This window comes from Collinsella phocaeensis (assembly GCF_900119895.1).
Taxonomy (GTDB): domain Bacteria; phylum Actinomycetota; class Coriobacteriia; order Coriobacteriales; family Coriobacteriaceae; genus Collinsella; species Collinsella phocaeensis.
Genome location: NZ_FQLR01000004.1, coordinates 1,534,477 through 1,548,129, shown reverse-complemented (window position 1 = coordinate 1,548,129; position 13,653 = coordinate 1,534,477). Strand labels below are relative to the sequence as shown.

Sequence of the window (13,653 nt, the reverse complement as noted above, 5' to 3'; positions counted from 1 at the left end):
GCGCGCCGAACGTTTAGCCGTGCCATTAGGGTACGTCCCTTTTGGCACGGCCGGCGGCTACAGCTTCGCGGCGGCCGCCTCCACGAAGGCGCCCATGTCGTCGACGCCGACCACGGCGTCGTGCAGCACGGGCTTCTCCTGCAGCTCGGCGAGCTGCGCGGGCGCGCAGGTGCCGGTGGCCCGCTCGAGCACGTCCATGCAGGCGAAGTCGTCGTCCGGGCAGGTGAGTCCGAGCGATTCGGCGACGACGCGCGGGAACTTATACGGGCTGGCGGTGGAGAGCAGCACGCGCGCGCGGGCGCCCTCGGCCGCCGGCGCTTCGCGCATCACGTGGTAGCCGCAGGCGGTATGCGGATCGATGAGGTAGCCGCACGCGTCCCAGCAGTCCTTGATGGCCGCGGCAACCTCGTCCTCGCTCGCCCAACCGCATCCGAAGAGTTCCTGGATGCGCGCGAGCAGACCGGCGGGAAGGGTGTAGGAGCCCTCTGAGGCGAGCTTGCCCATCAGGTCGGCCACGAGCTCGCAGTCGCCGTCGGACAGGTAGTAGAGCATACGCTCGAGGTTGGAGGACACGAGGATGTCCATGGAGGGCGAGGTGGTCGTGAAGAAGGGGCGCTCGCGGTCGTAGGTTCCCGTGGTGAGGAAGTCGTAGAGCACGTTGTTCGCATCGCTCGCTACGATGAGCTTGGCAACGGGCAGGCCCAGGCGCTTGGCGTAGTAGCCGGCGAGGATGTCGCCGAAGTTGCCGGTGGGCACGCAGAACTCGACGGCGTCGCCGGCTGCGATCGAGCCGGCGCGCAGCAGCTGGGCGTAGGCGGCGAAGTAGTACACGACCTGCGGCACCAGGCGGCCGACGTTGATCGAGTTGGCGCTGGAGAGCTGGACGCCCTCGGCGGCCAGGCGCCCGGCGAGGGCGGCGTCGCCGAAGATGCGCTTCACGGCGCTCTGGGCGTCATCGAAGTTGCCGCGCACGGCGCACACGGACACGTTGCCGCCCTCCTGGGTGCTCATCTGGAGCTCCTGGACGCGGCTCACCTTGCCCTCCGGGTAGAAGACGGTGATGCCGCACCCCGGCGCGTCGGCGAAGCCCGCGAGGGCGGCCTTGCCCGTGTCGCCGGAGGTGGCGGTGACGATCATGATCTTCTCGGCCGCGCCCTCGTCGTCGGCGCTCGTGCGCGCCATCAGGCGGGGGAGCATCTGGAGCGCCACGTCCTTGAAGGCGCTCGTGGGCCCGTGCCAGAGCTCGAGCACGGACGCGGGCGCGCCGTCGGAGGAGATGCCCGAACCGTCGAGCGCGACCACGGGGGTCACCTCGTCGCTCGCGAACGTGCCCTCGTACGCCTCGGTCACGCAGGCGGCGATCTCGTCGGCGGAATAATCGGTGAGCAGGGCGCCCAGGACCTCGCGCGCGAGCTCGAGATAGCCCTTGTCCGCCAGCCCGTCGAGGGGCACCTGCACATCGCCGAGCTCGTCGCTGACGAACAGACCGCCGTCCGGGGCGATGCCGCGGCGGATGGCCTCCTTGGCGGTGTAGGCGAGCGAACGAGAACGTGTGCTATGGTAGATTCCCATATCGGCAGCTCCTCATGGTGCAGGCGGTATTCGTTGCTTTATCGTAGCAGAGCCGCCGTGGACGAATGTGCGCTCTGCGTGTTTGCCCTGTCCGTCCAAGCAGCGTCCACAGCATGTTCTCGGTTTCGAAACAATGCCGTCATGCTCGGCGCCCCGTCGCACGTCCTCAGGTACACTTGCTCGTACTAAAGCGGCTCCTGCGGGAACGGACCGGCTTGCACGGGGCCAGCTTTCGAGTGGGGCCGCACGCCCGCAGGGCCGGGCTAGTGCCAGATGATCGATACGCAGGGAAGGTATGCAGCGCGCATGATCAAGATCGCAAAGTTCGGCGGCTCGTCCGTCGCATCCGCCGAGCAGTTTAAGAAAATCAAGGCCATCGTCGATGCGGACCCCGCGCGCCGTTTCGTGGTGGTGTCCGCGTGCGGCCGTCGCTTCTCCGGCGACGCCAAGGTGACCGACCTGCTCTACCTGGTCGATGCGCACGTCAACTACCATGTGTCTTGCGAGGATCTGCTCGCCGACATCGGCCAACGTTATTTCGACATCGCCGACGAGCTCGGTCTTTCCTACCCCATTCGCGAGGAGTTCGCCGCTTTCGCCGAGCGCGCCCGCTCGGGCGGCTACACCACCGAGGAGCTCGTGAGCCGCGGCGAGTACTTCACCGCCCGCCTCATGGCCGAGTACCTGGGCCTGCCGTTCATCGACGCCGTCGACATGGTCGCCTTCCATCACGACGGCACCCTCTCCATGAAGCGCACTGCCGAGCTGGTGCGCGAGAACGCCCGCGAGGGCGGCTTCGTGATGCCCGGCTTCTACGGCGCGACGCGGGAAGGTCAGGTCAAGCTGCTCGACCGCGGCGGCGGCGACATCTCCGGATCCATCCTGGCCCAGTGCCTCGAAGCCGACCTGTACGAGAACTGGACGGACGTCTCGGGCTTTTTGTCCGCCGACCCCCGCATCGTCGAGGGCGCGCAGCCCATCCCCCGCATCACCTACGAGGAGCTGCGCGAGCTCTCCTACATGGGAGCCTCCGTGCTGCACGAGGAGGCTGTCTTCCCCGTGCGCGACGCCGGCATCCCGCTGGTCATCAAGAACACCAACGCGCCCCAGGATCCCGGCACCGTCATCTCCGAGACCGCGAAGGAAGGCGATTCCGAGCCCATCATCACCGGCATCGCGGGCAAGCGCGGGTTCATCGCCATCAACGTCTCGCGCGACCGCACCAAGAGCCGCATCGGCTTCATGCGCCGCGCGCTGTCCGTCTTCGAGCGCTACGGCGTCTCCGTCGAGCACATGCCCACCGGCGTCGACCAGTTCGCCGCGGTCGTCCAGGCCGCCGACGTCAAGGACTCCCTGTGGTCGCTGATCGCCGACATCAAGAAAGAGGTCGAGCCGCTCGAGATCGAGGTCGTCGAGGATCTGGCGCTTATCGCCACCGTCGGCCGCAACCTGCGCGGGCGTCCCGGCGTCTCCGGTCACCTGTTCGGCATGCTCGGCCAGGAGGGCGTGAGCGTCCGCATGATCACCCAGGGCTGCGACGAGATCAACATCATCGTCGGCGTGGAGGAGAAGGACTTCGATTTGGCCATCAAGACCATCTACCATGCCTTCTCCGACGAGAGCGGCATCGTGAGGACGTCGGACCTCGAGCCGGTGGCGGCGCCGTTCTAAGCCGCCTCGCTCGCTCCGGCCGCCTGCGCCATGGCCGGCGTGCCATAAGGGTGCGTCCCTTATGGCACGCTCTGGAGGCTGCCGGGGTTCTTGAAGCCAGCCGTCCACTCGTTTTCTATCCGTTCGCATGCGCCAGCCGCCGGGATCGTCCGCGGAGGAGTTCGTGCAGCGTCCCGTAAGGGGGAACAACCATGAAGCAGTATACAGTCGCCATCGTCGGCGCGACGGGTGCCGTGGGCACGCAGATGCTTGCATGCCTGAAGGAGCAGGACTTCCCGGTCGGTGCGCTCAAGCTGCTGGCCAGCCCGCGCTCGGCGGGCAAGGTCATCGCGACGCCCTGGGGCGACGTCACGGTCGAGGTGGCCGTGCCCGAGGCGTTCGACGGCGTGGACATCGTGCTCGGCGCCGCAGAGGATGATGTCGCGAAGGCCCTCTACCCGGAGGCCGTCAAGCGCGGCGCCGTGGTGGTGGACAACTCGCACGCCTTCCGCCTGGACGAGGACGTGCCGCTCGTCATCCCCGAGATCAATGCTGAGGACGTCAAGGGCCATCACGGCATCATCGCCAACCCCAACTGCGCTACCATCATCGGTCTCGTTCCCACCTGGCCGCTGCATAAGCTCGCCGGCGTGACGCGCATGATCGTCTCCACCTACCAGGCCGCCTCCGGCGCCGGCATGCCGGGCATGCTGGAGCTCGAGGCGCAGATCGGCGCCATGGGCCGCGGCGAGGAGATGCCCGAGCCCCGCGCGTTCACCGCTCAGCTGGCGAGCAACCTCATCCCGCAGATCGGTGGCGAGAAGTTCGAGGGCTTCACCTCCGAGGAGATGAAGATGCAAAACGAGGGTCGCAAGATCATGCACCTGCCGGAGCTGCGCGTGAACTGCACCTGTGTCCGCGTTCCCGTGCCGCGTTCCCACTCCGAGAGCGTGACGCTGGAGTTCGAGCGCGACATCACGCTCGATGGGGCCCGCGAGGCGCTCGCCGCCGCGCCGGGCGTCAAGCTCGTGGACGACCTCGAGGCCGCCAGTGCGCACGACCGCTGGCCCATGCCGCTCGATACGTCCGACCAGGACCTCATCTGGGTGGGCCGCGTGCGCCGCGACATCTCCAACCCCGAGGCCCTGCGCGGCATCACCTTCTGGTGCTGCGGTGACCAGATCCGCAAGGGCGCGGCGACCAACGCCGTCCAGATAGCCAAGCTGCTGACCGAGTAGCGGCCCGCGGCCCACGCCGCCCCGGCGCACCGATCGGACCCGTTCGATCCATCCTCCGGCCCTTTCCGCTACAGGCGGGAAGGGCCTTTTCTGTCTGGGGCGTGCTCTCTTCCGCATCGAGCGCGATGGTGTGGAGTAATCCCACACATCACGTAAAAGTGTGTACAATCATGCCAGTTAGCGGGCGCGAGATCTGAGGCCCGCTTTTTCACCTCGGCGCTGCGCGCCTTGATTCCAGATTGGTCGTGATGGTAGTGGCACAGTACGTGATCGTGGTCGAATCGGGTTCGGACGTTACTCCCGACCTGTGCGAGCGATACGGCATCGTGCGCGTCCCCATGCACGTCACCATCGGGGACGAGGTCCTCGACGACGGTTCCATCTCGCCGCTGGAGATCTATTCCCGCTGCAACGAGATGGGCGTCCTGCCCAAGACGAGCGGGTGCTCGCCGGCGGACTTCGCCGACGTCTTCGACCGTATCCACGCCGAGCAGCCCGGGGCGCAGATCATCCACCTCGCGTACTCCGCCGCCACCACGTGCTCCTATCAATCCGCGCTCATCGCCGCCGAGGGCCGCGACTACGTGCATTCGATCGACACCAAGTTCGTGTCGGTGGGGCAATCCTGGATCGCGCAGGAGACGGCCAAGTTCATCGAGGCCAACCCGGATGCCACAGTGGAGGAGGTCCTCACGTTCGCCGAGCGCGCCTCCGAGCGCGTCCTGCTGGGCTTCGTGCCCACGGACCTCGCCTTCCTCAAGGCCGGGGGCCGCCTGTCGAACATGGCGTTTCTTGGTGCGCACCTGCTCAAGATCAAGCCGTGCATCGAGGTGACCGGCGGCACCTTCGTGGCGACCAAGAAGTTTCGCGGTTCGATGCTCAAGGCGTCCAAGGCGTTCCTCGACCACATGGTCTCGCACGGCGATATCGATTACTCCTGGGTGGGCCTGGCCTACTCCGTGGGCCTGTCCGACGAGCTGCGCCACGACATGGCCGCCTATGCGCGCGAGCTGGGCTTCGAGGATGTCACGTGGACCCAGGTGGGTGGCGTCATCTCCAGCCATTGCGGCCCTACCGCCTTCGGCGCGATCCTGCTCAAGCGGGCGTAGGGGACGCGTCGGCCCTGTGCGATGTGTATCGGTTTCGATGGGTGCCACGTGGTCCATGCTTGCTTTCGATGGCTGGTGCCGACATGGGCTGGGCAGCCGGGGAGGACGTATGACTGCATCGTTGGAAGTCTGCTTCGATTCGAGCGTCTCCGCATGTCTGCATATGTGCAGGGCGTGCGGGGCGCCGGTCGGGGCTGTGGCCGTATGGCATGAGGACCTTACGCTCGGCGTTCTTTCCGATTGGACCGCCGCCGGCAGATGCGCTGCCCTGCAGTCCATGGGCATCGAGCTGCCCGACGATTTCGTTTGTGCATGGGAATCGTTTTGCGACCAGGTGGCGCGCGCTCGCGCCATCAGGGTTTGGCGCGGCTCTGCTCCCTACGAGGTAATGGGGGAGTATGCGCTCTGCGCCATGGTCTCTCCGGCCGCGAGCGTCGTTGCCGTAGATGTGGATCGATGCGGTCTGATCCATCGAGGCGATTTGGGTATCGAGGCCTTCGATGACGCCGTGCGTTCGGCGGAGGGCGTCGATATCGTTGGCCATGGGAGCCTGTGGCGCAGTCTGCCGGCGGACGGGTTGCTGCGCACCTTGGGGGGCGGGGTTCCAGTCCCATGCGATGTGGACGCGTTTGACGACGTTGTCCGAGGCGCAATCGACCGCTGCGGCACTGGGGACTTGGCCGGTTTGGGCGTCCAATGCTCCGTTGCATGCCGTGAGACCGCGGGTGGCGAGATCAACCCTGAGTTCTTTATTGAGCGGGCGCGCAGGCTGTCGTGTGGCGATGCGCGTGGATGATGTCCGATTCCTATCGTGACGGATCCAAAGGCGAGGTTCGCGCCGAGGCGTGTTGGGTAGAGCGCTGACGACGCGCCCATGTCCTACAGCTCGCTGCGCAGGCGTCGCATGCCGGCCAGGTCGGCGAGCGCGGTCCGCAGGATGCGCACGCTGCTGCGCGGGTCCTCGCGCCAGCGCGCGGGCAGCTCGTGCAGGCGCAGGCCGGACCGCTCGGCACGCACGAGCAGCTCGGTGTCGAAAAACCACCCGTCGTCGGCGACGGCGGGCACGACCTTGCGCGCGACGCGGGCGCTCACGGCCTTGAAGCCGCATTGCGCATCGCGGAACCCCACGTGCAGATAGCGCTGGAGCAGTGCGTTGTAGATGCGCGAGATGGCCTCGCGCCCCGCGCGGCGCTGCGTGCGGGCGCCCGGGGCGAGACGCGAGCCGAACGCGATGTCGGTCCGTCCCTCCAGCACGGGGTCCACGAGTGCGCCCAGCTGCGCGATGTCGCAGGAGAGGTCGACGTCGGAGTAGGCGAGGACGTGTGCCGGGAAGGTCTTCCATGCCCGCTTGAGCGCGCCGCCGCGGCCGGCCCGCTCGATGACGAGCGCCCGCACCTCGCCGGGGTAGCGCCGCTCGAGGCGCTCGGCGATGCGCGGGGTGGCGTCGGTGGATCCGTTGCTCGCCACGACGAGCAGCCAGCGCATGCCCGGGCGCTCGCTGGCGAGGGCGCGCAGGGCGTCCAGCGCGAGCAGGCAGCCGCGCTCGAGGTCGCGCTCCTCGTTGTAGGCGGGCAGCACCAGGGTGAGGTCGCGTTCCGCCTTCGAGGCGGTGTGCGCACCGGCCGTCATCGCGTCTTCCATGGGCTATTCGGCGCTCTTGAGTGCGCCGACCATGTCTATGCGGTCGAGCGAGCGGTTGGTGGCCAGGTTGACGATGATCGTGAAGGCGAAGGCGAGCGCGACGGCGTACACGTAGGTGAGCGGCTCGACCTGCACGTCGAAGTAGAGCGAGGGGAGCTGCAGGATGTAGGTGAAGCTCTCGGCGAGGACGGCCCCGAGCGGCACGCCCGCCAGCGCGCCGATGGCCGTGAGGATGAGCGTCTCCTTGTTCACGTACGTGTGGACCTCGCCGGCGCGGAAGCCGAGCACCTTGATGGTGGCAAGCTCGCGCTCGCGTTCCGAGATGTTGGTGCTGGAAAGGGTGAACACCACGACGAACGAAAGGGCAGCCGCCATCACGGTGATGAGCGCCACGACGGAGTTGACGACGGTGAAGTTCTTCTCGAAGTCGCGTTCGAGCGCGCGCGTGCTCGTGACGGAAAGCCAGCCGTCGTCCGCGGAGGCCTCCCCGAGCGCAATCTGCAGGGAGGGGTTTCCCGAAAGGTCGGCCAGCAGGGCGTTGTCGGGAGCGTCCTTGCCGAAAGCATCGCGGTAGGCGGTCTTGGTGAGCATGACCGTGTTGCCCAGGTAGGCGACGGGGATGCCGGCGACCTGCACATCGCCGGCATCCAGCGCGGAGTCCTGCATGCGGACCGTGTCGCCCGCACCGAAGCCGAGCACCTGCGCCGCGTTTTTGGTGATGAGGGCGCCGTCCGACACGGAGAGCCCGGTTCCGCCCTCGTCGACGGTGCCGATGTAGTCGGAAAGCTCGTCTGCCCGCGCGTCGTCGACGGCGATGAGCTGCACCGTCTCGGATGCGTCGCCGTGCTCGAGGGTCACGCTGTCGATGTAGACCGGAAGCTCGCTTTCGATCGTGAGCCCCTCGCCCTCGGCGCGTTCGTGCAGCGTCTCGCGGGCGCTTGCGAAATCGGCGGGGGTGGACACGGCGGTGAGGTCCGCCTTGGTGACCGATCCGTACTGCTTGGCGGAAAGCGAGGTGACCGTGTCGCGTATGCCGAAGCCGCAGATGACGAGCGCGGTGCAGCCGGCGACGCCGATGATGGTCATGAGGGCGCGCTTCTTGTAGCGGAACAGGTTTCGCGCGGTCACCTTGTTGAGGAAGCCCAGGTGACGCCAGATCGGGCGGATGCGCTCGAGCAGGATGCGTGCGCCCGTGCGCGGTGCGCGGGGGCGCATGAGCGACGCGGGCGTCTCGGCGAGTTCCTGGCGGCATGCGAGCACGGTCGCGCCCACGGTGCCGGCGGCGAACAGCCCCACGGCGAACAGGGCGCGCAATCCGTCGAAGCCGAGGTTCCAGGCAGGCAGGTCGTACATGGCGCGGAACACCGTGAACAGGAACTCCGGCAGGGCGACGAAGCCCAGAAGGCAGCCGACGGCACCGCCCGCGAGGCAGGCGTACAGCACGTAGCGCACGTACTTGGACAGGATGCGCCGCCGCGCGTAGCCGAGCGCCTTGTACAGGCCTATGAGCGTGCGCTCCTCCTCGACCATGCGCGTGGCGGTGGTGAGGCTGATGAGGACGGCGACCACGAAGAAGATGAGCGGGAAGATCGTCGCGATGGATTCGATCGAGGACGTGTCGGAATCCACGCTCGCGAAGCTCGAGATGCTCGTGCGGTCCTGGATGTACCAGGTGGCGCCCTCTACGCCGGCGATCTGCTCGCGGGCATCGGCCGCCTGCGCGGCCACCTGCTCGCGCTGGCGAGCGAGCTCGGCTTCTGCTTCGATGCGCTCTGCGGATCCTGCCGGCATGCGCGCGATACGGTCCTCCTCCATCTGGAAGGAGACCTCAGCGCCCCGCTCGAGCGCATCGATCTGCTCGGCCGCCTCGACGGTGAGCTCGTGCTCGCGCGCCTCCTCGCGCTCGTCGCGCATGGCCTCGATATCCTGGGCGACCGCGTCCACAAGGTCGGTGTAGGCGCGCGTGTAGCAGTCCTTGTCCTCTGCGCCCGCCACGCGCACGCGGATGGCGGTGTAGACGTCCTGCGCCGTCGCGCCCTTCGTGACGTAGAAGCCGTAATCGGAGCTCGCCGTGGCGCGGAAGGCGTTGGTCGTGGTTTCCGCCAAGATGTCGATGGGGTCTTTCACCACGCCCGTGATGGTGTACTCCTGTTGGAGAAACACTTCCGCGGCGTCAGGGTTGGAGCCGCCGCGCGCCGAGAAGGTCACCGTGTCGCCGATGCGCTTGCCCGCGTCGTTGAGGTACTTCTGCGTGACGGCGACCTCGTCGTTCGCCTCGGGCAGGTCGCCTTCGACGAGGACGGGCTGGTCGATGTCCTCCTTGGATAGGGACGTGACCTCGACGCGCTCGCGTTGCGAACCGAGCGTGGTGTAGGCGGTCTCGCTGTAGATTCCCTCGGCGACCTCGACGCCCTCGACGTCGCGGACTGCCTCGAGGTCGTCTCCCGTGAGGCCGAGCGTCGACTGGACGGAGATGTCGTAGAGGTTCTGGCGGTCGAAGTAGACGTCCGCGGAGTCGCGCAGGTCCTCGCAGCCGGCGTTGAGGCCGATGAGCATCGTGGTGCCGAGCATCACGATCACGGCGATGGAGAGGAAGCGCTTCTTGCTGCCCCGGATGGTCCGGACGATGCCCCGCCGGAACGCGGGCGTGTTGAGGTTCTGCGGTTCGCTGACCTCCCACCAGGCGACGTCGCGCGTAAGGAAGCTCGGCGTCCGGGGCTCGCCCTGTCCGCTTTCCTGGCCGGTCGTGCCGAAGGCGCCTTCGGGGTGCCGGGTGGAGCCGTCGAGGGAGGCCGGGGCGCCGTCGATGCGGTCGTTCGGGGTGTCCATGGCGTCTACCATTCGATCTGCTCGACCGGCGTGGGCGCGGGATTGACGTCCTCGGACACGACGCGGCCGCTCTTGAAGCGGATGAGGCGGTCGGCCATGGGGGCGAGGGCCGAGTTGTGGGTGATGATGACCACGGTGATGCCCTCGGTGCGGCAGGTGTCCTGCAAAAGCTTGAGGATCTGCTTGCCGGTCTGGTAGTCCAGCGCGCCGGTGGGCTCGTCGCACAAAAGGAGCTTGGGGTTCTTCGCGAGCGCGCGGGCGATGGAGACGCGCTGCTGCTCGCCGCCGGAGAGCTGGGCCGGGAAGTTGTCCTGGCGGTCGGCGAGGCCCACCTTGGCGAGCGTTTCGGCGGCGTCGAACGAGTCGGGGCAGATCTGCGCCGCGAGCTCGACGTTCTCGAGCGCGGTGAGGTTGGGCACGAGGTTGTAGAACTGGAAGACGAACCCCACGTCGGCGCGTCGGTAGTCGACGAGCTCGGCCTCGCCGGCGGCGGAGATCTCGCGGCCGCCCACGGTGACGGCGCCGGAGGTCGCGGTGTCCATGCCGCCGAGGATGTTGAGGGCGGTGGTCTTCCCGGCGCCCGAGGCGCCGAGGACCACCGCGAGCTCGCCGCGCTCGACCGTGAAGCTCGCCCCGTCGAGGGCGTGGATCTCGCCGCCGCCCGAACCGTAGGCCTTGATGACGTCCTTGAACTCGATGTATGCCATGAGGTGACGCGCCGTCCCTTCGTCGCTTCTGCGTATTCCCCTATTATGCCCAAAACGCTGCGCCCGGTCGCGCTATCCGGCGCGCCGATGGGGGCGTATCCCTTTGGCGCTTCCGCTATCCCCGGCCGGCGCGGGGAGGCCGTGCGCGAGGCGCGCGCCAAAAGGGTGCGTCCCCATTGGCGCGCCCCGACGACGCGGCGCGCGCTAGACTGGTTGCATTCGAGATCGGCGCGCACGGGCGCGCAGAAGGGAGTCACGATGGCGATGTTTGGAGCACGGGGTGGGGCCCCGGCGGATTCGGGCGACATGGACGCCGCCCGCGGCCTTATCGAGTTCATCGAGTCCAGCCCCACGATGTTTCACGCCGCGGCGCGCATCCGCGAGCGCCTGGACGCGGCCGGCTTCACCTATCTTCCGGAGGGCGCCGCGTGGTCCGTCGTCCCGGGCGGTTCGTACTACACGCAGCGCAACGGCTCGAGCGTCATCGCGTGGCGGGTGGGTTCCGACGTCCCGGCGCCCGCCGTGGGCGCCGCCGTCTCGGACGGCAGGCGGGCCCCGTACCGCTTCCAGCTCGCCGCATCCCACTCCGATTCCCCGACGTTCAAGGTGAAGGCCGCCGCCGAGGTCGAGGGGGCGGGCGGGTCGCTGCGCCTGGACACCGAGGCGTATGGCGGCATGATCGACTACACGTGGTTCGACCGCCCGCTCACGCTCGCCGGCCGCGCGCTCGTGCGGGAGGGCGGCCGCATCGAGAGCCGCCTGGTGGCCCTCAACCGCGACGTCGCGCTCATCCCGAGCCTCGCGATCCATATGAACCGCGACGTCAACAAGGCCTTCTCTCCCAACCGCGCGAGCGACCTCTTTCCGCTCGTCTCCGTCGGCGACCTCGCGGCGGGGTCGCTGGACCTGCTCGTCGCCGATGCGCTGGAGGTCGCACCCGACCAGGTGATCGCGCGCGACCTGTTCCTGGCCGTCCGCGATGCCGGGCGCGTGTGGGGAGCCATCGACGAGTTCATCTCGGCGCCGCGCCTGGACGACCTCATGTGCGCCTACGCGTCGCTCGAGGCGTTCGTCGCCGCGTCCAACGCCTCGGCGGTGACGGTCTTCGCGTGCTTCGACAACGAGGAGGTCGGCTCGGAGACCAAGCAGGGGGCCGCATCGACGCTTCTCGTCGACACGCTTTCCCGCGTGAACGCGGCCCTGGGTTTCGGTGCGGAGGACTACCTGCGCGCGCTGTCCGCCTCGATGCTGGTGAGCTGCGACAACGCCCATGCCGTGCATCCGGCGCACCCCGAGCTCGCCGATCCGCTGGCGGGCCCGCGCCTCAACGGCGGGCTGGTGGTGAAGGAGGCCGCCAACCAGCACTACTGCACGGACGCCTTCAGCCGCGCGGTGCTCACGGGGATCCTCGACGATGCCGGCGTCCGCTACCAGGCCTTCTCGAACCGCAGCGACATGGCGGGAGGCTCGACGCTCGGCAACATCTCCAACACGCAGGTGAGCCTGCACGCCGTCGACGTGGGCTGCGCCCAGCTCGCGATGCATTCGTGCTGTGAGACGGCCGGGTCGCACGACGTCGCCCTCGCCATCCGCGCGCTCGAGGCGTTCTACGCGGCGGATATCCGCATCGAGGGGGCCGAGGTCGTCACGCTCGGGGCGTAGGCGCCGGTGCGGCTTGCCTTGCTGCCGTCGCACGATCGCTCCGCCTCCGGCCTCGCAGTGCGGGGGCGTACCGCGCGGGGCCGGCTTACGGCGACGCGACCGATGAGGCTCCTGGCACGCTCCGATGGATCCGCCTGCGCGACAGGCATCCATCCGATAACGCGAAGCGCCCTCGCATCCGTTGGGGATGCGAGGGCGCTTGCGGTCTTCGTCGAACAAGGCAGATGGGGCGGGGCCGCCGATATGGCCGGCGCCCTGTTCCCGGTGCGCCCTCCTACAGGGCCACGGCGTTGCGGACGGGTTCGCCTGCTGCGACGTGGGCGATGTTCTCGGCTGCGATCGCGGCGATGTTGTCCAGCACGACCGGCAGGTGGAACTGGCCGGAGACGTGCGGCGTCACGAACGCGCCCGGAGCGTCCCACAGCGGGTGGTCGGCGGGAAGCGGCTCGGGCGTGGTGACGTCGAGCGCCGCTCCGGCGAGGTGCCCGCTCTCGAGCGCCGCGATGATGTCCTCCTGGATCACGAGGTCGCCGCGTCCGCCGTTGACGAAGTACGCCCCGGCGCGCATCTTCGCGAAGAAGGCGGCGTCGGCAAGCCCCTTCGTGGAGGGGCTGCTGGGCAGGAAGGAGGCGACCACGTCCTGCTCGGGAAGCAGGGCGTCGAGCTCGTCCATGGTGTGGACTGCGGTGAACCCCTCCGGTGCGGCGCCCAGGCCGCGGCGCACGCCGTGGACCTCGGCGCCCATCGCGCGGCAGAGGCGGGCGAAGTGGTTGCCGATGTCGCCGCAGCCCAGCACCAGCACGCGCGCACCGGCGAGCGTGGTCACCTGGCCGCGGTCGGTCCACTCGTGGGCGCGCTGGTCGTCGCGGTAGGTGTGCAGGCGCTTCATGAGGCAGAGGAGCATCGTTAACATGTGCTCGGAGACCGCCTGGCCGTATGCGCCCACCGCCGAGGCGAGCTGCGCGCCCGCGGGCAGGATGCCGGGGCCTGAGTACTTGTCGTAGCCGGCGGAGTTGAGCTGCAGCAGCTTGAGGTTCGTCGCGGCGGCGAGGCGGCTCGGGGCGAGGTTGCCCACGATGACGTCGGCGCGGGCGATCTGGTCGTCGGTGACGTCGGTGCGCGAGGCGTGCACGAACGTCGCGGCGGGCGCGCCGGCCATGAGGGCCGCCCGCTGGGTATCGTCGAACGGGAGCAGGCTGAGTACGTTCATGGGTGTATCTCCTTTGCTAGTGGTCTCGAAGGGGA

Annotated in this window: 10 protein-coding genes; 5 read left to right on the top strand and 5 right to left on the bottom strand. The window is 68.4% G+C overall.

All coding sequences use genetic code 11. The features are described from left to right. Nucleotides 1-57: 57 nt before the first annotated feature. On the bottom strand, nucleotides 58-1,572 hold the full coding sequence (thrC, locus tag BQ7355_RS08735; RefSeq protein ID WP_072415822.1) for a threonine synthase: 1,515 nt from the start codon (nucleotides 1,570-1,572) through the stop codon (nucleotides 58-60). Between the two features lie 306 nt (nucleotides 1,573-1,878). Between thrC and BQ7355_RS08730 the strand changes: the two genes are divergently transcribed. The 4 genes from BQ7355_RS08730 (at nucleotide 1,879) to BQ7355_RS08715 (ending at nucleotide 6,365) form a co-directional block, all read left to right on the top strand. Beyond that, complete coding sequence (locus BQ7355_RS08730; RefSeq protein ID WP_072415988.1) at nucleotides 1,879-3,243, top strand: aspartate kinase; 1,365 nt, start codon at nucleotides 1,879-1,881, stop codon at nucleotides 3,241-3,243. Nucleotides 3,244-3,434: 191 nt separating this feature from the next. Continuing rightward, on the top strand, nucleotides 3,435-4,460 hold the full coding sequence (locus tag BQ7355_RS08725) for an aspartate-semialdehyde dehydrogenase (protein WP_072415821.1): 1,026 nt from the start codon (nucleotides 3,435-3,437) through the stop codon (nucleotides 4,458-4,460). A 248-nt stretch (nucleotides 4,461-4,708) separates the two neighbouring features. After that, nucleotides 4,709-5,569 (top strand): DegV family protein, encoded by an 861-nt coding sequence (locus tag BQ7355_RS08720; protein WP_072415820.1) that lies wholly within the window; start codon nucleotides 4,709-4,711, stop codon nucleotides 5,567-5,569. Nucleotides 5,570-5,678: 109 nt separating this feature from the next. Beyond that, nucleotides 5,679-6,365 (top strand): hypothetical protein, encoded by a 687-nt coding sequence (locus BQ7355_RS08715; protein WP_072415819.1) that lies wholly within the window; start codon nucleotides 5,679-5,681, stop codon nucleotides 6,363-6,365. A gap of 83 nt (nucleotides 6,366-6,448) precedes the next feature. Here the strand turns inward: BQ7355_RS08715 and BQ7355_RS08710 are convergent, their stop codons facing one another. The 3 genes from BQ7355_RS08710 to BQ7355_RS08700 are packed head-to-tail and all read right to left on the bottom strand — an operon-like array spanning nucleotide 6,449 to nucleotide 10,746. Continuing rightward, nucleotides 6,449-7,210 carry a glycosyltransferase gene (locus tag BQ7355_RS08710; RefSeq protein WP_083581677.1) on the bottom strand — a complete coding sequence of 254 codons (762 nt, stop codon included), beginning with the start codon at nucleotides 7,208-7,210 and terminating at the stop codon, nucleotides 6,449-6,451. A 3-nt stretch (nucleotides 7,211-7,213) separates the two neighbouring features. Further along, entirely contained in the window at nucleotides 7,214-10,039 is a 2,826-nt protein-coding gene (locus BQ7355_RS08705; RefSeq protein ID WP_240307368.1) for an ABC transporter permease, read from the bottom strand. 5 nt (nucleotides 10,040-10,044) lie between these two features. Further along, the gene (locus BQ7355_RS08700; protein ID WP_072415817.1) at nucleotides 10,045-10,746 is read right to left on the bottom strand and encodes an ABC transporter ATP-binding protein; all 702 of its coding nucleotides are present in this window, start codon (nucleotides 10,744-10,746) and stop codon (nucleotides 10,045-10,047) included. Between the two features lie 264 nt (nucleotides 10,747-11,010). Between BQ7355_RS08700 and BQ7355_RS08695 the strand changes: the two genes are divergently transcribed. Further along, a complete protein-coding gene (locus tag BQ7355_RS08695) occupies nucleotides 11,011-12,408 on the top strand; it encodes a M18 family aminopeptidase (RefSeq protein ID WP_072415986.1) in 1,398 nt (465 codons plus the stop codon). Nucleotides 12,409-12,682: 274 nt separating this feature from the next. On the opposite strand, the gene BQ7355_RS08690 is transcribed toward BQ7355_RS08695, so the two are convergent. Continuing rightward, nucleotides 12,683-13,618, bottom strand: a complete 936-nt coding sequence (locus tag BQ7355_RS08690) for a D-2-hydroxyacid dehydrogenase (RefSeq protein WP_072415816.1) — start codon at nucleotides 13,616-13,618, stop codon at nucleotides 12,683-12,685. Between the last annotated feature and the right edge of the window lie 35 nt (nucleotides 13,619-13,653).

What these genes read in the sequence shown, in the direction of transcription:
- BQ7355_RS08690 (WP_072415816.1), bottom strand. Translation starts at nt 13,618, where the DNA reads ATGAACGTACTCAGCCTGCTCCCGTTCGACGATACCCAGCGGGCGGCC.
- thrC (WP_072415822.1), bottom strand. Translation starts at nt 1,572, where the DNA reads ATGGGAATCTACCATAGCACACGTTCTCGTTCGCTCGCCTACACCGCC.
- BQ7355_RS08700 (WP_072415817.1), bottom strand. Translation starts at nt 10,746, where the DNA reads ATGGCATACATCGAGTTCAAGGACGTCATCAAGGCCTACGGTTCGGGC.
- BQ7355_RS08695 (WP_072415986.1), top strand. Translation starts at nt 11,011, where the DNA reads ATGTTTGGAGCACGGGGTGGGGCCCCGGCGGATTCGGGCGACATGGAC.
- BQ7355_RS08710 (WP_083581677.1), bottom strand. Translation starts at nt 7,210, where the DNA reads ATGGAAGACGCGATGACGGCCGGTGCGCACACCGCCTCGAAGGCGGAA.
- BQ7355_RS08715 (WP_072415819.1), top strand. Translation starts at nt 5,679, where the DNA reads ATGACTGCATCGTTGGAAGTCTGCTTCGATTCGAGCGTCTCCGCATGT.
- BQ7355_RS08720 (WP_072415820.1), top strand. Translation starts at nt 4,709, where the DNA reads ATGGTAGTGGCACAGTACGTGATCGTGGTCGAATCGGGTTCGGACGTT.
- BQ7355_RS08730 (WP_072415988.1), top strand. Translation starts at nt 1,879, where the DNA reads ATGATCAAGATCGCAAAGTTCGGCGGCTCGTCCGTCGCATCCGCCGAG.
- BQ7355_RS08725 (WP_072415821.1), top strand. Translation starts at nt 3,435, where the DNA reads ATGAAGCAGTATACAGTCGCCATCGTCGGCGCGACGGGTGCCGTGGGC.
- BQ7355_RS08705 (WP_240307368.1), bottom strand. Translation starts at nt 10,039, where the DNA reads ATGGACACCCCGAACGACCGCATCGACGGCGCCCCGGCCTCCCTCGAC.